A 19,824-nucleotide genomic window follows, 5' to 3' on the forward strand; every position below is an offset into this window, starting at 1 on the left:
AAAATGGTCACTTTCCGGCATTCACCAACCAGACGCTCGATCCATACGTCGGAACATCCAGATGAAATACAGACCGGAGATAGATGGTCTTCGCGCAATAGCCGTGGTCTCGGTCATTCTGGCGCATGCCGGTCTTCGCCTGACGACTGGCGGGTTCATCGGCGTGGACGTCTTCTTCGTCATCTCCGGATATCTGATCACAAAGATCATCCATGACGACCTGACGAACGGGAAATTTTCGCTCTGGAAATTCTACGAGCGGCGAGCGCGACGAATTCTTCCGGCCCTGCTTGTCGTTCTCGCTGCATCCTCCGTTTTTGCGTGGATGTGGATGCTTCCCGACTATCTGGAGAATTTTGGCCAAAGCGTCGTCGCTACCCTGCTGTTCTCCAATAATATCCTGCTCGCCCTGACGAGCGGTTACTGGGAACTGGAAAGTTACTTCAAGCCTCTCCTTCACACCTGGAGCCTCGGGGTCGAGGAGCAATTCTACATAGCGTTTCCGCTTCTGATGTTCCTGCTCAGGAAGCAGACGAAACAAGTGATCCTGGGTTTCTTCTGCATTCTCGCGCTCGCCAGCATCGCGTTCGCACAGGTTGGCTCTGTCCAATTTCCGTCCGGAAACTTCTACCTTCCATTCGGAAGGGCGTGGGAACTGCTGCTGGGAAGCATCTGCGCCTTAACGCCACTTCGACCAAGACGCCACGACGGCTTGCTGGCACTCCTGGGACTGGCGTTGGTGCTGGGGTCCGTGGTGTTTTTCGATGAGAGACTTCCAACGCCATCGGTTTTCCTCTTGCCGCCCGTCGTTGGCGCTGTGCTGATCATTCTTTTCGCCAACGGGCAAAACCGCGTAGGGCAGCTTCTCTCGACCAAGGCATTCGTCATGATCGGGCTGATCAGCTACAGCGCCTATCTGTGGCACCAGCCGATATTCGCATTTGCCCGCATCCGAAGCCTGGATCCGCCTTCGCCCGCCCTGATGGCGGCTTTGACACTGTCGATTTTTCCGGTCGCCTGGCTTTCCTGGCGCTTCATCGAGCTGCCTTTCAGGAAACCGGCCTTGAAGGTGAGGCCCTTCACAGCGATCTGTACCGCTGCTGCGGCCCTTATGGTGACTTTCGGACTCTATCTTCACTCAACCCAGGGACGGCCGGACAGGGTATTCCCAAACGCCAAGCAGGGCGATCTTTACATAGCCTACAATGAGCGGATCAGGACTTATACCGCAGATACTTTCCCCGCCAATGCGCAGGAAAATGTTCTGGTGGTTGGCGACAGCTTCGCGCGTGATGTGGCAAACGCGCTGTTCGAAGGCGGCTTTCTTGCCAGCCGAAATCTCGTTTACAGAGAAGACCTTCCCGCCTATTGCCGGCAGGGCGAAATGCAGTCCCAGGTCCACGACGCCCTTTTCCAACAGGCCGACTACATCGTTCTCACCGGCATTGACGATTGCGCTTCGCGGCTGGTCTCCCGCGCGAAGCAGCTCGAAAGGAGAGCCCTGGTGATTGGCCCGAAGCATTTCGGCTACAACCTCAACCCGTTCATCGGGATGCCGATCGAAAAAAGAGCCTATGCCCTGACCACTCCGATTGAAAGCGTCCGCGTACAGAACGAGACTTTGAGAAGACAGCTTCCTCCCGAAAACTATTTCGACCTTCTGGCCTCTCTCGAAGGCAATAGAGGCGGACTGCCGGTTTTCGATGATCGCGGCCAGATGATCTCGCAGGACAGAATGCACTTCACGAAGTTCGGCGCGATCTATGCGGCTCCGATGATTGTCTCCGCGGTCAGATCGATCAGCCCGTGAAGACGGGATTTGCCGGACCATCCTAAGCGGATCTGTGCCGCCCCGGCACAGGAGCTGTGGAAAATAAAGGTCCGTTTAGCTCGATTCTTAACGGCACTGGAACCAAGAGCAGGACTCGAAAAACGTCAGGCCCGTCGCGCCGGGCGGAGTCCTCCCCGCCTGGGCAGCGGCCGGAGGCTCGGTGCGGCGGATCACGCATCAGGCGGGCGCCGGGCCTCCAGAAGGTTGATATCACGATCGCCGGAAAACGATCCGCTTAATCAGAACATTTGTTCGATCGGGCCGCTTCGCAAATTTGCGGCGCATGATCCTGGCTCCTTCGACATTGGCACTAAAGCGCGGCGGATGGTCGACGACCACCCTCCGGTGTCTCGACGCTCATATCTGAAAAATCAATGACAGCGGGCATCAGGGCCCTGCCGGCGACGGGATCGCTCTCATGTCAATAAAGGAAGCCATCAGTTTCCTTGACGAACGGGAGTACGCGAAGGAATATCGCGCCCGTCGCCAGCCCTGGCGGCTCAAGAAATTTCCCGAGGAGAATTCATGTCGCTGGACCAGGAGATCATCGAGACACTCAAAGGCGTTTCCACCGCCACGCTAACCACGGTGCTTTTGAAGAAGGGCCTGCGAAACGTCTGGATGCGCGGCACCAAGCCGATCAGGCCCGGCCAGGACCGTGTCGTCGGCAGGGCCTTCACGCTGCGCTTCGTGCCTGCCCGCGAGGACCTGGCGACGCCGGAAAGCTGGTCTTCGCCGATCTCGACCCGCGCTGCGATCGAGGCGATGCCGGAAGGCTGCGTGGCGGTCGCGGATGCCATGGGCGTCACCGATGCCGGCATTTTCGGTGACATTCTTTGCGCCCGCATGGCCAAGCGCAATGTAGCGGCTCTCGTTACTGACGGCGTCATGCGCGACGCCGAAGGCGTGCTCGGCAGCGGCATGAAGGTCTGGTGCAACGGGGTCGCAGCCCCGCCGTCCGTTGCCGGGCTTACTTTTGTCGGCTGGCAGGAGCCAATCGCCTGCGGCGGCGTCGCCGTCTTCCCCGATGACATCGTCGTGGTGGACGAAGACGGTGCCGTGCTGATCCCCGCGAAACTCCTCGAGGCGGTTCTTGCGGAAGCTCCCGAGCAGGAACGGATGGAAGCCTGGATCATGACCGAGGTCGACCGCGGCGTGCCGCTGCCCGGCCTCTATCCGATGAACGCAGAAACGAAAGCCCGCTACCAGGCCTGGAAGGACAGCCAGAAATGACATTCGGAGCCGATTCCAACGGCGTCTATGCCATCGCCACCACGCCCTTTCTTGAAGACGGCTCGATCGACTTTGTCTCGATCGACCGGCTGACGGATTTCTACGAGGAAAGCGGCTGCACAGGCATCACTATCCTCGGCATCATGGGCGAGGCACCGAAAATGGAGCCTGAAGAGAGCCGCGCGATCGTCAAACGCGTTCTCGCGCGCGCCAAGGTGCCGGTGATCGTCGGCGTTTCGGCGCCCGGCTTTGCCGGCATGCGGTCGCTGGCACGCGACGCGATGGAGATGGGTGCGGCCGGGGTCATGATCGCCCCGCCTCCTTCGCTGAGGACCGATGACCAGATCGTCAACTATTTCGGCGGCGCCGTCGAGGCGGTCGGCGAGGATGTGCCATGGGTGCTGCAGGATTATCCGCTGACGCTCACCGTCGTCATGTCGCCCGGCGTCATTGCGAAGATCATGACCAATCATCCGTCCTGCCTGATGCTGAAGCATGAAGATTGGCCGGGACTCGAGAAGATTTCAAAGCTGCGCGCCATGCAGAAGGCGGGCGAACTGCGTCCCTTCTCGATCCTGTGCGGCAATGGCGGACTGTTCCTTGATTTCGAACCGGAACGCGGCGCCGACGGCGCGATGACCGGCTATGGTTTCCCGGACATGCTGACCGAACTGATCAGCCTTTTTGCAGCCGGTAAGCGGGACGAGGCGCATGATCTCTTCGATGCGCATCTGCCACTCATCCGCTACGAGCAACAGGTCGGCGTCGGCCTTGCGATCAGGAAGCACGTGCTGAAACGGCGCGGGGTTATCGCCACGGATGTGCAGCGCAAGCCGGCGCAGATGCTTTCGGCGACTGCGAAGGCGGAAGTCGACTACCTGCTTGCCCGCCTCGCCAAGCACGACAAGCGGGCGGCGCTCTGAATCCGGTAGCGCCTCCCTTCACAAAGCGAGGCGCGCCACCCTCTCGGCAATCGCCATGGAGGCCGTGAGGCCGGGGCTTTCGATACCGTAAAGCGCAGCGTAAGCGGGATGGCCGGTCGCCTCAGGTCCCTGAATGACGAAGTCGCCGCCACCACCCCCGTTAGGCCCAACCACCTTGGGACGCATGCCGGAATAGGCAGGCTGCAATGCTCTATCAGCCAGGTCCGGCCAATAGCGGCGGATGGCTGCATAGAACCTGTCCGCCCGGCGCGGATCGACATCGTAATCGATCGTCTCGACCCATTCGACATCCGGTCCGAAACGCGCCTGACCAGAGAGATCGAGCGTCAGGTGGACGCCGAGGCCGCCCGGTTCCGGCACTGGATAGATGAGCCGCTCCGCCGGTGCACGGCCGGCGAGCGAGAAATAGCAGCCCTTCGCATAGTGGCGTTCCGGTATCGTCTTTGGGTCAAGGCCGGTCAAGCCCTCCGAGACCGCCCAGGCATTCAGGCCCGCGGCATTTACCACCAACTTCGCCTCGATCTCCACCGGATCGCGGCCGCCGACCAAAAGCCGGACGACGTCGTCCAGCAGCTCTCCGCTCAGGACGGGCGAGTTCAGCACGATCGCGCCGCCATGCGCCTCGATATCGGCGACGTAAGCCTCCATCAGCCGGTGGCTGTCGATGATGCCGGTCGAGGGCGAAACGAGTGCGGTGAAGCCTTTGATCCGCGGCTCCATGCCCGCAAGCTCGGCGCCGCCGATCAGGTAACAATCCTCGACCCCGTTGGCTTCGGCCTGTTTCAGGAGCTTTTCGAGATAGCCGACCTCCGCCTCGTTGGAGGCGACGACCAGCTTGCCGCATCGCCTGAGCGGGATATCTCTTTCACGGCAATAGTCGTAGAGCCGGGACCTGCCGGCGACGCAGAGTTCGGCCTTCAGGCTGCCGGTTGTATAATAGAGACCGGCGTGGATGACTTCGCTGTTACGGGCGGATGTGACGCTGCCGGTCATCGGCTCCGCTTCCAGGAGTACGACCTCGCGGCCGGCAAGCGCCAGCTCACGCGCCACCGCGAGCCCCACCACGCCGCCGCCGATGACGACACAATCGAGCTCCGGCACCTCGTTCATTCCGTTCTCCGCGCTCTTCCGATTAGCAGGCAGAATGATATACGAGAAATCGGCTGCGGCCAGACTTCGGCTGCGAGGGAGGATTTATCATGCAGGATTTTTCTCAATGAAGGTGGTGTTTCTCGACCGCGACACGATCGGCCCCTCGGTGACGATCACAAGACCCTCTTTTGCGCATGAGTGGGTGGAATACGGCAAGACAGCGCCGGAGGACGTCGCCGCGCGTATTGCCGACGCCGATATCGTCATCACCAACAAAGCGCCGGTTCGCGAGCAGGCAATAGCCGCTGCATCGAAGCTGAAGATGATCGCCGTCGCCGCCACCGGCTATGACGTGATCGACCTCGCTTTCGCCAAGGAGCGCGGCATCACCGTGTCTAACGTGCGCGGCTATGCGGTCAACACGGTGCCTGAGCATACATTCGCGCTCATTTTCGCGCTGCGTCGCTCGATCGTCGGTTTTCGGCAGGACGTGATCGCCGGCGAATGGCAGCGCGCCAACCAGTTCTGCTTCTTCAACCACCCGATCCGCGACCTTGCCGGTTCGACACTCGGCATTTTCGGCCGCGGGGCACTCGGCAAGTCAGTGGCGAAGATTGCCGAGGCCTTCGGCATGAAAGTCATCTTTGCGGCCCGCAAGGGTACCGAGACGATCGAGCCGGGTTACACAGCTTTCGATGACGTGCTGAAAACTGCCGACATCATCACCTTCCATATGCCGCTGACGCCGACGACGCGAAACCTGATCGGGATCGAGGAATTCCGCAGGATGAAGAAGCGCCCGCTGATCATCAACACGGCACGCGGCGGGCTGGTGAACGAGGCGGACCTGGTCACCGCTCTCAACGAGGGGCTGATCGCCGGTGCCGGCTTCGACGTTCTGACGAAGGAACCGCCGGCGCCGGACAATCCGCTGCTCGCCGTTCTCGAACGGCCGAACGTCATCGTGACACCGCATGTCGCCTGGGCGAGCGACGAGGCGATGCAGACGCTCTGGGCGCAGGTGATCAGCCATATCGAGAATTTCAAAAAGGGCACGCCCACCAACGTTCTTTAACGTCATCGCGGCCTCAAGGAGCGCAATCGATGGACCTCAGCACCCCCACCATCCGCCGCCCGCTTTCGGCCTGCCCGCTGGAGGTGGCGGCGCAGGCCTATACCGAAGGCTTTGCGGGTTATGTCGTTCCGGTTAACGTCACATCGCAGGCCTTGGCGCTGCGCATCCAGCGGGAGGACGTCGATCCCGACATCAGCCAAGTCTTCTTCGACGGTGAAAAACCCGCGGGCATCCTGCTCGTTGCAAGACGAGGCGACCGGTCGCGCATCAGCGCACTCGGCATCGGCCCGACGATCCGCGCCAAGGGGCTTGGACGCAACATCATGCGCGAAGCCATCGAGGCGGCCAGGGCGCGCGGCGAGGCGAAACTCATCCTCGAGGTGATCAATTCCAATGTCCGGGCGCGCGACCTCTATCTCTCGCTCGGCTTCGAAATCACCCGAAAGCTGGTCGGCTTCAGCCGCAGCCACGAGCTCGCCGCCCCGGACGTGATGCCGGCAACGGAATGCGATCTCGCGACCGCCGTCGAGATGCTGTCAAAATTCTCGGATGCCGACCCGACCTGGCAGACGGACCCGATCTGCTTCCGGCAGGCCGGGCCGCCGCTCAAGGGCTTTGCGCTCGACGGAAAGGCGGCCGCATTGGTGGATGACAGCGGCCGCGACGTGCGGCTTTACGGCCTTGCCGTCGATCCGGACTATCGCCGCCGGGGATTGGGCCGGTCGCTGACGGATGCACTGGCGGCGCGCTATTCCGGGCGCAAGCTCTACGTCGTCGAAAATGTACCGGAGGGCGTGCTCGATCGTTTCATGCGGCGCGTCGCCTGGCGCAAGAGCAGGCTGACGCAGTCGGAAATGTCGCTGGAGCTCAAGTAAATTCGTCCATTACGACACATAGATACAAAAGTATTTCCGACTTTAGCGAAACATTTAGGGGTGATGCTGAAGATGGACGCTTGACTTCCGCGCCTTATCTGCGCTGGGATTTCAGGACAAAGAGGGGTTGGGCGATGGCAAATGCATTCGAAAATGCGGTGCGCGAATTTATTGCGGAAAATTTCCTTTTCCGCGCCGATGCCGACGTGACGAACAGCCAGTCGCTGCTCGATACCGGCGTGATCGACTCGACCGGTGTGCTCGAACTCATCGCCTTTCTGGAGCAGACTTACGGCATCACGATCGCCGACGAAGAGATCGTGCCGGAAAACCTCGACAGCATCGACAACATGACCCGATATCTCGCCTCCAAGCTTCCCGCGGCGGCGTGAGCGCCGGAAAGATCATGCGATGCGCCTAGAGGCACGGCTCCGCGACAGCGCCCGACGGTTCGGCAACAAGATCGCGCTTGTTGCGGGTGACGTCCGGCTGACCTATGCGGGCCTCGATGCGCAATCCGACCGGTTGGCGGCGAGCCTCGCCCGCGCCGGCGTCAAGCCCGGAGACCGGGTACTGATGCTGCTGGATAACGGCCACGAGGCCGTCACCAGCTTCTTTGGCGCCTGGAAGGCCGGTGCGGTGCCCTGCCCGCTCCATCCTTCGATCAAAGCGGACAAGCTCGCCATCATCCTGGAAAGCACCGAGGCGGCTGCGATCCTCACGCAGGCGCGCCAGCAGATGGTTGTCAATGCCGCGGTCGCCGGCGCGAAGAGCCGGCCTATAATGATCGTCGCACAGGCGGATGCGGGAAGAGATACCGGCGAGGCCTTGCGGTTCGAGGAGGCCGTGGCGCGCGAGCCGAAGGCGCCGCCGCAGGAATTCCGAAACGAGGAAGCGCTTGCCCTGTTGATCCATACCTCGGGATCGACCGGGCGACCGAAGGGCGTCATGCTCACGCATGTCAATGTCCAGGCCGCCTGCGACGCAATCGCCTCCTATCTCGACAATACGGCGGACGACATCGTGCTGAGCGTGCTGCCTCTCTCATTCGGCTATGGCATTACGCAGATGGTCACGATGGTGACGGTCGGCGGCACGCTGGTTCTGGAAAAGAGCTTCGCGTTTCCGCGCAAGATCCTGGAGCGGCTGGCGGAGGTAAAGGCTACCGGCTTCCCACTGGTGCCGCCGATGGCGGCACTCATTGCCGGCATGAAGGATCTCGAGCCCGGCTTTCTGCCGCAGCTGCGCTATATAACCAGTGCGGCCGCCGCCATGCCGCCTGCTTTCACCGAACGACTGCAACGTCTTTTCCCGGCAACACGGCTTTTCCTGATGTACGGTCAGACCGAATGCCTGCGCGCCACCTACCTGCCGCCGGATGAAATTGCCCGCCGGCCTCTTTCGGTCGGCAAGGCCATTCCCGGCACCAGGGCCTTCGTCATCGACGAGGACGGGTTCCCGGCGCCGCCCGACGTGGTCGGAGAGCTCGTCGTCGAAGGGCCGCACGTGATGTCCGGCTATTGGGGCGACAGCCTGACGTCGCTGCGCGCGCTTTCTCCCGTGGCTGATGGCCGGCGGCTGCATACCGGCGATCTGTTCCGCACCGATGCGGACGGGTTTCTCTACTTTGTCAGCCGGCGCGACGATATCATCAAGACGCGCGGCGAAAAGGTGAGCCCGCAGGAGGTCGAGCGGGTTCTCTATGCGCTGCCGGGCATACGCGAAGCGGTCGTCGGCGGCATTGACGACCCGGTCTTCGGTCAGGCGATCCGCGCCTATGTGGTGATCGAGGATGGCGCGGTGCTGACGGAACGCGAGATCATCCGCCACTGCGCGGGCCAGCTTGAAGATTACATGGTGCCGAAAAGCGTCGAATTCCGCGATGCATTGCCGCGCACGACGACCGGCAAGATCCGGCTCGGAGCCGGTGAGACCAACGAAATCATACGGGAGAATGTGGCATGATCCAGAGTTTGAAGCGTGCCCGGGTTGCGGAGAAATTCTCGGCCGAAACACTGAGGCTCGACGCGGAAGCGGAAATCGAACGCATCTGCGGCTGGATCCGCGAAACGGTGCTCAAGGACCTGCGCAAACGCGGCGCCGTGCTGGGGCTTTCCGGCGGTATCGATTCCAGCGTGACGGCTGCACTCTGCGCCCGCGCGCTCGGGCCCGCCAAGGTTACCGGCATCTTCATGCCGGAGCACGATTCCGATCCGGAAAGCCTGCGCCTCGGCAAGGCACTGGCCGAAGCCGTCGGCATCGAAACAGTGCTGGAGGATATCGGCCCGGCGCTCGCCGCCGCGGGCTGCTACACCCGCCGCGACGGTTTCATCCGCCAGATCGTGCCGGAATTCGGTGACGGCTGGGGCTGCAAGGTTGTGCTGGAAAATGCGCTCTCGAACCGAGGCTACAACATTTCCTGGCTGGTCGTCGCCAGTCCGGCCGGCGAACAGAGCCGCCACCGCATGCCGCTCGATGTCTATCTCGGCATGATCGCTGCCGCCAACATGAAGCAGCGCACCCGCAAGCAGATCGAATATTACCACGCCGACCGGCTGAATTTCGCGGTTGCCGGCACGCCGAACCGGCTGGAATACGACCAGGGCTTTTTCGTCAAGAACGGCGATGGCGCGGCCGACTTCAAGCCGATCGCGCATCTCTACAAGAGCCAGGTCTACCAGCTCGCCGAAGCGCTCGGCGTGCCCGCCGACATTCGCCGCCGCCCGCCGACAACCGATACCTGGTCGCTGCCGCAGGGCCAGGACGAATATTACTTCTCGCTGCCCTATGACCGGATGGACCTTTGCCTCTACGGGCTCGAAAACGGCATTTCGCGGGAAGACGTGGGGGAGGCCGTGGGAATCACCCCGGATCAGGTCGAGGCCGTCTGGCGCAATATCGCCTCCAAACGCAAGGTTGCGGAATACCTGCACGCCGAGCCGTTGACGATGATCGGCTGACGAAAGTCAGTCGAAGCGGTCGCCGATCAGGCGCGTCCAGCCTTCGCCGGCCAGCCCGCTGATCAGCGCCTGGCCGGACCTGACCGGCTCCAGCAGCGCCTTGTCCCGCGCATGTGCGACATAGAAAGAGCGGCTGTAGAAGAAGGTGCGGCGGGTCATCAGCGCCGGAATCAGCCAAGGATGTGCAGCACCGCGCAGCCCGGCGCAGCCGAGCCCGTAGGCGTGGGTGAAGAGATCGTCGACGAGATCGCCCGCCATGGCCGGTGCGGCAAGCGCCTGAAGCACCCAGCCGATGCCTCCCGGCTCCGTGAAATAGGCGTAGGCGGCAATCGGCCTGTTGTCGGCAGCATAACCGACCCGCCATTCCGGATAGCCGAAATTCAGCTTCTGCTCCGCCTGACGGATGAACCAGCCGAGGCTGTCCGCGTCCCAGCGCGGCCTCAGGGGATAGAAATCCTTGAGCGTCAACAGCGCATCGCCGAACACGTCCGGCGTCACATCGCGAAAGGTGAGCTTGCCATTGTAGGCCGGATGGAAGGGCGATTTGCTGACCAGCGAGACCATTCGGTCGGTAAGCCGGCCGAACGGACGCAAGAGCCGGGCCGGGCCAAAGCGGCGTTCCAGCAGTTGCACGCCGATCGCGGCCGGTCGCAACACGCGCAGCCAGTTCAGGCTGTATCCCGGGTCGAGTGGGTGACCGGCCTTCTGCCACATACCGAGCGCTGTCTGGTTGGCCGTCTCCGTCAGAGAGATATCCTGCGGGCCCGACAGAAAAGCGCGAACGAGGCGCGCGCCGGCGAGCGGATTTTCCTTCGGATTTTCCACCATCAGCGAACTTGCAAAAGCCGCACGCAGCAGACGGCCATCCAATTCCAGGCGCGAGGGAAGAACGCCGACGAAACCCGATATCCGGCCATTCCCCTCGACGAAAACCTTCGAGCGGATATCCGGCTCCGTCCAGGGATGATCGAAAAAGGCCTGTTTCAGATAGGTGACGAGCGAAGGCGATGGCGTCTTCGTATCACGGAACGTCCTTTGAAAAAGCTGTGCGACGGCATCTACGTCGCCACGTTCAAAGTCGCGGACCGTACCCGCTTCCGTCCTGCCCGTCATGATCATCCCCTTGTTGGGGAGAGAACTTGCATGATGAGGATTAAATAAACGAAAAGAGGCTCGCTGATCGCGAGCCTCCCAAAAACAAACACTCTACCGGTTACATCCAATAGGGCGGAACGCCGTAATAGTCGTGGATCGTCCGGCCGTTGTTGTACCAGGTTTCGTCGTCCAGATCGCGATACCGAGGGGCGCCGACGATCTGGTCCTTCGTCAAGTCGATACGATAGCCATCGAGCTCTTCATCGTAGCGCAGCTTTTCCCAAGGCAGCGGATAATAGTCGTCGCCGATCCCCAGGAAGCCACCGAAACTCAGCACCGCATAAGCAACTCGCCCGCCGCGCTTTTCAAGCAACACGCGCTCGATAGATCCAATACGCTTGCCATCGGCGCCGTAGACGCGCGTGCCTTCCACCTTGTCGCTGGCGATCAGCGACGGCGTATCCTTGACATAGGGGTCCTGTCCAGCTCGCGGTTCGTGATGCAACATGACGCACCTCCTTGTTTTCCTGGTGTATTGTTACGTCTGAAAAACTCCGGCCCTGGCGCTTTGTTCCCCGACCTGCGGACGTCAGAGAGAGCGCATCACGGCTCAATTGACGTTTACGTTAAAGTTATATAGCTCTTTTAAACTCCCTATGGCTCAAGGTCATGGTGGCGTGGCATAATCTGTTTTCTCGCGGCGAGGTGGAGGACCTTGCCGTTATGCGTCACGGAAAGACGTGGGGCAGCGGAAACACAACGGAGGAGGCTTTCATGAACGAACTGTCCGCACGAATGGGCGCAAACCCGGACAAAATCTGGCTGGCCTCCTATCCTCCGACCGTACCGGAAGAGATTCCTCCCCTCGCCCATCATTCGCTCGGAGAGCTTTTCGAGGAAAGTTGCGCGCGCTACGCGGACCGGCTCGCATTTTCGAGCATGGGCAAATCGCTGACATTCAGGCAGCTCGAAGCGGAAAGCCGCAAGATCGCCGCATGGCTGCAGGCGCAGGGGCTTGAAAAAGGCGACCGCGTCGCCGTCATGCTGCCGAACATCCTGCAGAACCCGGTGATCGTCTACGGCATCCTTCGCATCGGCCTGGTCGTGGTCAACGTCAACCCGCTCTATACGCCGCGCGAACTGGAGCATCAGCTCAAGGACGCCGGTGCAAAGGCCATTTTCGTTCTCGAGAATTTCGCCCATACGGTCGAGCAGGCGCTGCCTCATACCGATCTCAGGCATGTGGTCGTCGCCACGATGGGGGATATGCTCGGCCTCAAGGGCCATATCGTCAACCTGGTCGTGCGGCGAGCCAAGAAACTCGTACCGAAATGGTCGCTGCCTTCGGCCAAAAGCTTCAAGCAGGTCATCGCCGAAGGCGCACGGCTGACGATGAACCCGGTCGAAGTGCATGGCCGGGACATCGCCTTCCTGCAATATACCGGAGGCACGACGGGCGTCTCCAAGGGCGCGATCCTCACCCATTCGAACCTGCTCGCCAACAAGGAGCAGATGGGGATCTGGCTGGAAACGGCCTTCCTCACCAAACCCCGGCCGGAGAATCTGCAATTCCTCTGCGCGCTGCCGCTCTATCACATCTTTGCATTAACGGTGAATTCGCTGATGGGCATTGCGACCGGCAGCCACAACATCCTGATCGCCAACCCGCGCGATATTTCGGCGCTGGTGAAGGAGCTGCATAAATACAAGATCCACGTCTTTCCGGGCCTCAACACGCTGTTCAACGCGCTGATGAACAACAAGGATTTCCAGAAGCTCGACTTCTCCTCGCTGCTTCTCGTCTTCGGCGGCGGCATGGCGGTTCAGCGACCGGTGGCGGAACGCTGGCTGAAGATGACCGGATGCCCGATCACCGAGGGATACGGACTTTCCGAGACCTCGCCGGTCGCCACCGCCAACCGGCTCGACACGACCGAGTTCACCGGCATGATCGGCCTGCCTCTCTCTTCGACGGAAATTTCCATTCGGGACGATGACGGTGACGAGGTCGAGCCCGGCGATGTGGGTGAGATCTGCATCCGCGGGCCGCAGGTCATGGCCGGTTACTGGAACCGTCCGGACGAGACCGCCAGGGCGATGACACCCGACGGCTTCTTCCGCACCGGCGACATGGGCTATATGGACCGCCAAGGCTACACGAAGATCGTCGACCGCAAGAAGGACATGATCCTGGTCTCCGGCTTCAACGTCTATCCGAACGAAGTCGAAGAGGTAGTCACCATGCATCCCGGCGTGCTGGAATGCGCGGCGATCGGCGTGCCGGACGAGCATTCCGGCGAGGCGGTGAAACTCTTCGTCGTGAAGAAAGACCCGAACCTGACGGACGTGGACATCAGGACCCATTGCGCCGCCAACCTGACCAATTACAAACGTCCGCGCTTCATCGAATTCCGCACCGAGCTGCCGAAATCGAATGTCGGCAAGATCCTGCGGCGCGAGCTACGCGGCTGACCGATCGTTGCATTGCCGTGACAGGCCGTCTCCAAGCGCCGGCCCTATTTGCGGAATCCCGGCATTCATGGTGGACGCTCGGGCATTCCTTGATTAGTGCTTTGCAATAATAGGCTGGACAAAGAGCATGTTGGAGTTCGCTTGCAGAGCCGCACCGGGTTTTCGTTTCACCTGATCATTGTCGTCACGGTCTTGGCCGTTCTTTCCGGCTGCGCCGGACGGCCCGAAGGCGTGCTCGTTCCAACTGAAGCGCGGGCAGCCCAGACATCGAATGTCGATGTGCTCGTCGCGACCACGCGGCGTCCCTCCGAAACGCCGGGCATGCTTTTTTCCGGTGAACGCGGCAAGGATCTGCAGGTCACCGAGATCGCCGTCTCCGTTCCGCCGGACAGCGCCCGCGAGATCGGTCAAGTGCAATGGCCGAAGAAACTGCCCGCCAATCCGGCCAAGGAATTTGCAACCATCTCCGTCACGCCGATGGCACCGCAAAGCGCCCAGGGCTGGCTGAAGCAGCATCTGCCGAAAAGCCGGCGCGTGCTGGTCTTCGTGCATGGCTTCAACAACCGCTACGAGGATGCAGTCTATCGCTTCGCCCAGATCGTTCACGATTCGAAGGCGGATGTGGCGCCGGTGCTTTTCACATGGCCGTCGCGCGGCAGCATTTTCGCCTACAACTACGACAAGGAAAGCACGAACTATTCCCGCGAGGCGCTTGAGGAGATGTTGCGCCGGTTGTCCCAGGAGCCAACCGTCGGCGAAGTCACCATCATGGCCCATTCCATGGGGTCCTGGCTGACCGTCGAGGCGCTCCGGCAGATGGCAATCCGCGACGGCCGCGTGGCACCGAAGATCCAGAACGTCATCCTCGCCTCCCCGGATCTCGACGTCGATGTCTTCAGCCATCAGCTTGCCGAGATCGGCGAGAAGCGGCCGCATTTCACCCTGTTCGTTTCCCGCGATGACCGGGCGCTCAGCCTGTCACGCCGTATTTCCGGCAATATCGACCGGCTCGGCCAGGTGGACCCGACCGTCGAGCCCTATCGCAGCGAGTTCGAAAAGGCCGGCATCGTCGTGCTCGATCTGACGGCGCTCAAGACTGGCGATCGCCTGAATCACGGGAAATTCGCCGAAAGCCCGGAAGTCGTAAAACTGCTCGGAAACCGGCTGATCGCCGGACAGACGGTGACCGATTCCAATGTGGGTCTCGGAGAGCGGCTCGGCGCGGTCGCGGTCGGCACGGCCCAGACGGTCGGAAGCGCCGCAAGCGTTGCGGTCAGCGCCCCGATCGCGATCTTCGATCCGGCAACACGCCGCACCTACAACGAACAGGTCGACCGCTTCGGCAATGCCGTGGGCAACACGGTTACCACGGCTGTCGGGCAATAAAACACATCGTCTCCTGAGCCGCGCTTGATTTGACATGCTTGATTTGATGGGGAAAGCGAATAGGTTCCCGTGCATCCCTTTCCGAGCGTGAGGACATATCCATGCGGGCCATCATCCAAGACCTGAAATCCGCCGTCGCGAGAGCCAATGCCACGAATATCCGTGCTGCATTCGCGGCCGATCCCGATCGTTTCGAAAGGTTCAGCGCCAGCTTCGGCGACCTGCTGATGGACTATTCGAAGACGGCGGTGAACGAGGAGATCCTGCTGCTTCTCGAAAGGCTCGCCGAAGTCGGCGGCGTCGCGAAGAAGCGCGAGGAAATGTTCTCGGGCGTTCCGATCAATTTCACCGAGGGCCGCGCGGTGCTGCATACCGCGCTCCGCAACCGGTCCAACACACCGGTCCTTGTCGAGGGCAAGGACGTTATGCCGGATGTCAACGCCGTACTTGCCGCGATGGGTGCGTTTGCCGACGGCATCCGCTCCGGCGCCCTGAAGGGCGCCACCGGCAAGCCGATCACCGATGTCGTCAATATCGGCATCGGCGGCTCCGACCTTGGCCCCGTCATGGCGACGCTGGCGCTGGCGCCCTACCATGACGGCCCGCGCGCGCATTTCGTCTCCAATGTCGACGGCGCGCATATCGCCGATACGCTGAAACTGCTTGACGCTGAAACGACGCTGTTCATCGTCGCGTCGAAGACCTTCACGACCATCGAGACGATGACGAATGCCGCCTCGGCCCGCGCCTTCATCGCCGACAAGCTCGGGGAAGCGGCCGTGAAACATCATTTCGCCGCGGTCTCCACGGCGCTCGACAAGGTCGCCGCCTTCGGCATCGAAAGCGGCCGCATCTTCGGCTTCTGGGACTGGGTCGGTGGGCGTTACTCCATCTGGTCGGCGATCGGCCTGCCGCTGATGATCGCCATCGGTCCGGAAAATTTCGGAAAGTTTCTCGATGGCGCACATGCGATGGACAAGCACTTCCGCACCGCACCGGCGCGCCAGAACCTGCCGATGCTGCTCGGCCTGATCGGCTACTATCACCGCAACGTGCTGGGTTACCCGTCTCGCGCCATCCTGCCCTATGACCAGCGTCTCCTGCGCTTCCCTGCCTACCTCCAGCAGCTCGACATGGAATCGAACGGCAAAGGCGTGACGATCGACGGCTCGCCGGTCGAGGGCAATTCAGGCCCGGTCGTCTGGGGCGAGCCTGGCACCAACGGTCAGCACGCCTTCTATCAGCTCATTCACCAGGGCACGAGCATCATTCCGGCGGAGTTCATGATCGCGGCCAATGGTTTCGAGCCGCACTTGCGCCACCAGCACGAGCTCCTGATCGCCAATTGCCTGGCGCAATCGGAAGCCCTGATGAAGGGCCGTACCCTAGACGAGGCGAAGGAACAGCTCACCACCAAGAGCATGGACGAAGCGAAGGCGGATTTCATCGCGCCGCACCGCGTCTTCACCGGCAACCGGCCATCGATCACCTTCGTCTACGACAAGCTGACACCCTTCGCGCTCGGCCGGCTGATTGCGCTCTACGAGCACCGCGTCTTCGTCGAAGGCGTACTCTTCCGCATCAATTCTTTCGACCAGTGGGGCGTTGAGCTCGGCAAGGAACTGGCGACCGGCCTGCTCCCCATCGTGCAGGGCAAGGAGAGCGCCGCGGAGCACGACAGCTCGACGCAGGGACTTGTCACGGCGCTTGCGGGTCTAAAGGCATAACGCCCGCGACACGATAAGTCCTCCCCGCGAGAGCGCCGGGAGGGCTCCGTTCATTGCGTTGAAGTTACAAACCGATCTCGTGGGCGAAAGGCGGATTGGCGCCGGCGCGCGAGACGGTGACGGCGGCAGCCTTGGCGCCCAGCGCCAGCGCCTTGCGAACCTGATCCTCAGTCAGCACCGCGACCTTTTCCTTGGTCAGAAGGCCCTGCTTCTTGAACGAAGCCAGAATACCGGCATCGAACGTGTCGCCCGCACCGACCGTATCGACCACCGCCACGCGCTCGCTCGGCACCGAAACCTTGAAGCTCTTCGTATAACCGGTCGCGCCCTCCGCGCCGCGGGTCAGCACGACGAGCCTTGCTCCCTCATTCAGCCAGTGGGCGGCGAGCGCGTCGTGATCACCCTCCATGCCGAACCAGTCGAGATCCTCGTCCGAAAACTTCACAATGTCCGACATGCCGGCCATGCGGCGGACACGATCCATATGCTTCTGCTTGTCCTTGATGAAACCCGGACGGATGTTCGGATCGAAGGAGATGACGCGCGTCCTGTATTCGCGGGCCATCAGCGCTTCATAGGTGCTGCCGCAAGGCTCCGGAATGAGGCTGATCGCGCCGAAATGCATCGCTTCGCAATCGTCGCCCAACACCGGCAGGTCGGCCTCGGTGATCATCCGGCCAGCCGTGCCCTCGTCATAGAAGGCATAGCTCGCCTGGCCGTTGACGAGCTTCACGAAAGCGATCGTCGTCGGGCGGGAGGAGACGGCCGCGAGACTGTGGTCGACGCCGCTGTTTGCCAGCGTTTCGCGCAGGATGTCGCCCATCATGTCGTCGGAAATGCCGGTAAAAAAGGCCGTCGGCTGGCCGAGCCGACCGAGCGCAATCGCCGTATTGAAGACCGCGCCGCCCGCATAGGGCGCAAAACCCCTCTCTCCAAGCGTCGTCTCGCGCGGCAGCATGTCGATCAGGGCTTCGCCGCAGCACAAAATCATAAGAGTCCTCCCGCTCGCTCCAGCAACTTTCAATCGATTAAGCGAGCTTTTGTCAAAAGGCCAGAGCAAAAAATCAAGGCGCCAGTTCGCTCACGCCGCCATTGCGGCCCGACCAGGCGAGCGGCGCGTCGAGAAACGCCTCGACTTCAGATAGCGTCTTGTCGTCAAACAGCTTGCCTTCGCGCGCGACCGCCAGGACATTACGCCACGTGGCGATGTGATGGAGCTGGACCTTGCCGTCTGCAAAACGCTGTCCGGCTTCCGGAAAGATATCATAGAAGAAAAGCGCGATGCCATGATCCACCACGCCGCCGGCGGCACGGATGGCATCAATGAACGTGAACATGCTGCCGCCTGCAGTCATCAGGTCCTCGATGACAAGCACGCGCGCGCCTTCCGGCATGTGTCCCTCGATCTGCGCGTTACGGCCGTGACCCTTGGGTTTCTTGCGGACATAGATCATCGGCAGGCCGAGACGTTCGGAGAGGAAAGCCGCGAAGGGAATGCCAGCAGTCTCGCCGCCCGCGACGCAATCGAACTTCTCGAAGCCGGCGTCGCGCATGACGGTCGCGGCAGCGAAATCCATGATCGACGAGCGGATGCGGGGATAGGAGATCAGCTTGCGGCAGTCGATATAGACGGGGCTCATCATGCCGGACGAAAGCTTGTAGGGCTTGTCGGCGCTGAAATGAACCGCCCCGATCTCCCAGAGCATCTTCGCCATCAGTTCGGCCATTACGCCCCGGTCTGGAAATGTGGTCTGGATCATGCGCCCGCTCCTGTTTGATCACCACGCGCCGCAATAGCAGCATGCGGCGGCAGGCGCCAGACGATGCCGGGAAATGATGTCAGAAATAACGTGCGATCAGGCGCTGCTGCGCGTGTCGCCCACGTCCACCGATCGCAGGTAGCCGGCAACCTCGACACGGTTGCGACCTGCGCGCTTGGCCTCATAGAGCGCGTTATCAGCCAGACCGAGCACGGTTTCGAATGGCTGACCGCCTGTCGCCCCCACGGCAACACCCGCGCTGACGGTGCAGCGGAGCACCGTTTCGCCCATCGGGATTTCGCGGGCAGCAAAGCGACGGGAAATCTCGTTGGCAATCCGCTCGGCCCGACCGGGCAGGACGTTGTGAAGGATCATCGCGAATTCCTCGCCGCCAAGACGGGCTACGGTATTCGGCGCCGGCGTACCGTTTGCCAGTTCCTCTGCAAAAATCTTCAGCATCATGTCACCCGCTGCGTGGCCATGCTGGTCGTTGATCGACTTGAAGCGGTCGATGTCGAAAACGATCACGGCGGTCGACGAATTCAGGATGCGGCTGCCGTGCTGCTCGAAAAGCGCCCGGCGGTTGAGAAGCCCGGTCAATGCGTCGGTCATTGCCTCCCGACGGTGATGGGCGGCCATGCGCCACTGGTGAAGAGCAAGCGACAGCGAACCGATGCCGGTCATACCGGCAATACAGACACCGATATTGAGATTCTCCGCCCAGTTGTCGGGTGCGCGTCCGAGCACCCATTGGCCCCCGTCGATCAAGACGACGGCACATAGGGCGAAGGATAAACCGCTCAGATTATAGAGAATCGCCATTCCGCACAGCGGTCCGGGAGCTTCCTGACGCGCCAGCCAGTATTGCCAGGCGGTGCCTATCAGCAGCATCGCCGCGCCAATATTCATCGCAATCAGCCCGAGCCCGTCAACCCCGACGGCAAAGAGCGGCAGCCCCAGTATGGCGCTTACGACAGAGAGCGTTACAGCAAGCCTCCAAGGCTTGTTGCCGATCCGGAACTGCACGGATGCGGCATAGGTGGTGCTGAAGCCTGCCATGAGGAACGTGTAGGCGACCGATACCCGCAGCAGGCCTGTTTCCATAGTGTAGGAACTATAGGAAAATATCCCCGATACGATCAGGCAGAGCGCAACGACCAGCGTGAGCAGAAAGGAATCCGTACGACGGGAAAACCATGTTCCGAACAGCGTTACCATAAGGCACGCCGCCGAGACACCCAGCGCCAGCAGAAGAGAATGGTAGTCGAGCATCATGCCAAGCTTTCTCTTCGGGGCACCCCCAGCGGGAAATCTTGGCGCCTACGCTAATTCCGGATTCTATCCAAAAGGTTACCGCATTGCACCAAATGCTAC

17 protein-coding genes are annotated in these 19,824 nt (G+C 61.4%); 11 read left to right on the plus strand and 6 right to left on the minus strand.

Annotated features, from left to right (window positions below; genetic code table 11):
• Positions 1–61: 61 nt before the first annotated feature.
• The 3 genes from JL39_RS29065 to JL39_RS29075 all read left to right on the plus strand — a co-directional run bounded on the left by JL39_RS29065 (position 62) and on the right by JL39_RS29075 (position 3,987).
• Positions 62–1,810 (plus strand): acyltransferase, encoded by a 1,749-nt coding sequence (locus tag JL39_RS29065; protein WP_052183169.1) that lies wholly within the window; start codon positions 62–64, stop codon positions 1,808–1,810.
• Positions 1,811–2,356: 546 nt separating this feature from the next.
• The gene (locus JL39_RS29070; protein WP_037159036.1) at positions 2,357–3,064 is read left to right on the plus strand and encodes a ribonuclease activity regulator RraA; all 708 of its coding nucleotides are present in this window, start codon (positions 2,357–2,359) and stop codon (positions 3,062–3,064) included.
• Positions 3,061–3,987, plus strand: a complete 927-nt coding sequence (locus JL39_RS29075) for a dihydrodipicolinate synthase family protein (RefSeq protein WP_037159038.1) — start codon at positions 3,061–3,063, stop codon at positions 3,985–3,987. The genes JL39_RS29070 and JL39_RS29075 overlap by 4 nt, the downstream gene beginning before the upstream one ends.
• Positions 3,988–4,005: 18 nt before the next feature.
• On the opposite strand, the gene JL39_RS29080 is transcribed toward JL39_RS29075, so the two are convergent.
• Positions 4,006–5,118 (minus strand): NAD(P)/FAD-dependent oxidoreductase, encoded by a 1,113-nt coding sequence (locus tag JL39_RS29080; RefSeq protein WP_037159041.1) that lies wholly within the window; start codon positions 5,116–5,118, stop codon positions 4,006–4,008.
• A 106-nt stretch (positions 5,119–5,224) separates the two neighbouring features.
• Here JL39_RS29080 and JL39_RS29085 point away from each other — a divergent pair, with 106 nt between their 5' ends.
• The 5 genes from JL39_RS29085 (at position 5,225) to nadE (ending at position 10,010) form a co-directional block, all read left to right on the plus strand.
• Positions 5,225–6,175: a D-2-hydroxyacid dehydrogenase gene (locus JL39_RS29085; RefSeq protein ID WP_037159044.1), complete on the plus strand. Its 951-nt coding sequence runs from the start codon at positions 5,225–5,227 to the stop codon at positions 6,173–6,175.
• Between the two features lie 29 nt (positions 6,176–6,204).
• Positions 6,205–7,050: a GNAT family N-acetyltransferase gene (locus JL39_RS30690; RefSeq protein ID WP_052183170.1), complete on the plus strand. Its 846-nt coding sequence runs from the start codon at positions 6,205–6,207 to the stop codon at positions 7,048–7,050.
• Between the two features lie 134 nt (positions 7,051–7,184).
• Entirely contained in the window at positions 7,185–7,442 is a 258-nt protein-coding gene (locus JL39_RS29095) for an acyl carrier protein (RefSeq protein WP_037160005.1), read from the plus strand.
• 19 nt (positions 7,443–7,461) lie between these two features.
• A complete protein-coding gene (locus tag JL39_RS29100; protein ID WP_037159046.1) occupies positions 7,462–9,015 on the plus strand; it encodes a class I adenylate-forming enzyme family protein in 1,554 nt (517 codons plus the stop codon).
• Positions 9,012–10,010: an NAD(+) synthase gene (gene nadE / locus JL39_RS29105; RefSeq protein WP_037159049.1), complete on the plus strand. Its 999-nt coding sequence runs from the start codon at positions 9,012–9,014 to the stop codon at positions 10,008–10,010. The genes JL39_RS29100 and nadE overlap by 4 nt, the downstream gene beginning before the upstream one ends.
• Positions 10,011–10,016: 6 nt before the next feature.
• Here the strand turns inward: nadE and JL39_RS29110 are convergent, their stop codons facing one another.
• Positions 10,017–11,123: a hypothetical protein gene (locus JL39_RS29110; protein ID WP_037160008.1), complete on the minus strand. Its 1,107-nt coding sequence runs from the start codon at positions 11,121–11,123 to the stop codon at positions 10,017–10,019.
• A 100-nt stretch (positions 11,124–11,223) separates the two neighbouring features.
• On the minus strand, positions 11,224–11,613 hold the full coding sequence (locus JL39_RS29115; protein ID WP_037159051.1) for a PRC-barrel domain-containing protein: 390 nt from the start codon (positions 11,611–11,613) through the stop codon (positions 11,224–11,226).
• A gap of 266 nt (positions 11,614–11,879) precedes the next feature.
• Between JL39_RS29115 and JL39_RS29120 the strand changes: the two genes are divergently transcribed.
• The 3 genes from JL39_RS29120 (at position 11,880) to pgi (ending at position 16,690) form a co-directional block, all read left to right on the plus strand.
• Entirely contained in the window at positions 11,880–13,577 is a 1,698-nt protein-coding gene (locus JL39_RS29120; RefSeq protein WP_037160011.1) for a long-chain fatty acid--CoA ligase, read from the plus strand.
• 141 nt (positions 13,578–13,718) lie between these two features.
• Positions 13,719–14,963: an alpha/beta hydrolase gene (locus tag JL39_RS29125; RefSeq protein ID WP_037159055.1), complete on the plus strand. Its 1,245-nt coding sequence runs from the start codon at positions 13,719–13,721 to the stop codon at positions 14,961–14,963.
• 101 nt (positions 14,964–15,064) lie between these two features.
• Positions 15,065–16,690: a glucose-6-phosphate isomerase gene (gene pgi, locus JL39_RS29130; protein WP_037159059.1), complete on the plus strand. Its 1,626-nt coding sequence runs from the start codon at positions 15,065–15,067 to the stop codon at positions 16,688–16,690.
• Positions 16,691–16,754: 64 nt separating this feature from the next.
• On the opposite strand, the gene JL39_RS29135 is transcribed toward pgi, so the two are convergent.
• From JL39_RS29135 to JL39_RS29145, 3 genes are all read right to left on the minus strand, one after another.
• On the minus strand, positions 16,755–17,681 hold the full coding sequence (locus JL39_RS29135; RefSeq protein ID WP_037159062.1) for a carbohydrate kinase: 927 nt from the start codon (positions 17,679–17,681) through the stop codon (positions 16,755–16,757).
• Between the two features lie 73 nt (positions 17,682–17,754).
• Complete coding sequence (locus JL39_RS29140; RefSeq protein WP_037159064.1) at positions 17,755–18,450, minus strand: orotate phosphoribosyltransferase; 696 nt, start codon at positions 18,448–18,450, stop codon at positions 17,755–17,757.
• Between the two features lie 96 nt (positions 18,451–18,546).
• Positions 18,547–19,725 carry a GGDEF domain-containing protein gene (locus JL39_RS29145; protein WP_037159065.1) on the minus strand — a complete coding sequence of 393 codons (1,179 nt, stop codon included), beginning with the start codon at positions 19,723–19,725 and terminating at the stop codon, positions 18,547–18,549.
• Positions 19,726–19,824 lie beyond the last annotated feature (99 nt).

The sequence above is a fragment of the Rhizobium sp. YS-1r genome, assembly GCF_000757525.1.
GTDB classification, from domain to species: Bacteria; Pseudomonadota; Alphaproteobacteria; order Rhizobiales; family Rhizobiaceae; genus Neorhizobium; species Neorhizobium petrolearium.

Excerpts from the sequence above, each read along its gene's own strand:
- JL39_RS29140 (WP_037159064.1), bottom strand. The coding sequence starts at position 18,450 with ATGATCCAGACCACATTTCCAGACCGGGGCGTAATGGCCGAACTGATG.
- JL39_RS29080 (WP_037159041.1), bottom strand. The coding sequence starts at position 5,118 with ATGAACGAGGTGCCGGAGCTCGATTGTGTCGTCATCGGCGGCGGCGTG.
- JL39_RS29115 (WP_037159051.1), bottom strand. The coding sequence starts at position 11,613 with ATGTTGCATCACGAACCGCGAGCTGGACAGGACCCCTATGTCAAGGAT.
- JL39_RS29120 (WP_037160011.1), top strand. The coding sequence starts at position 11,880 with ATGAACGAACTGTCCGCACGAATGGGCGCAAACCCGGACAAAATCTGG.
- JL39_RS29065 (WP_052183169.1), top strand. The coding sequence starts at position 62 with ATGAAATACAGACCGGAGATAGATGGTCTTCGCGCAATAGCCGTGGTC.
- JL39_RS29100 (WP_037159046.1), top strand. The coding sequence starts at position 7,462 with ATGCGCCTAGAGGCACGGCTCCGCGACAGCGCCCGACGGTTCGGCAAC.
- JL39_RS29070 (WP_037159036.1), top strand. The coding sequence starts at position 2,357 with ATGTCGCTGGACCAGGAGATCATCGAGACACTCAAAGGCGTTTCCACC.
- nadE (WP_037159049.1), top strand. The coding sequence starts at position 9,012 with ATGATCCAGAGTTTGAAGCGTGCCCGGGTTGCGGAGAAATTCTCGGCC.
- JL39_RS29145 (WP_037159065.1), bottom strand. The coding sequence starts at position 19,725 with ATGATGCTCGACTACCATTCTCTTCTGCTGGCGCTGGGTGTCTCGGCG.
- JL39_RS29110 (WP_037160008.1), bottom strand. The coding sequence starts at position 11,123 with ATGACGGGCAGGACGGAAGCGGGTACGGTCCGCGACTTTGAACGTGGC.
- pgi (WP_037159059.1), top strand. The coding sequence starts at position 15,065 with ATGCGGGCCATCATCCAAGACCTGAAATCCGCCGTCGCGAGAGCCAAT.
- JL39_RS29095 (WP_037160005.1), top strand. The coding sequence starts at position 7,185 with ATGGCAAATGCATTCGAAAATGCGGTGCGCGAATTTATTGCGGAAAAT.
- JL39_RS30690 (WP_052183170.1), top strand. The coding sequence starts at position 6,205 with ATGGACCTCAGCACCCCCACCATCCGCCGCCCGCTTTCGGCCTGCCCG.
- JL39_RS29135 (WP_037159062.1), bottom strand. The coding sequence starts at position 17,681 with ATGATTTTGTGCTGCGGCGAAGCCCTGATCGACATGCTGCCGCGCGAG.
- JL39_RS29085 (WP_037159044.1), top strand. The coding sequence starts at position 5,225 with ATGAAGGTGGTGTTTCTCGACCGCGACACGATCGGCCCCTCGGTGACG.
- JL39_RS29075 (WP_037159038.1), top strand. The coding sequence starts at position 3,061 with ATGACATTCGGAGCCGATTCCAACGGCGTCTATGCCATCGCCACCACG.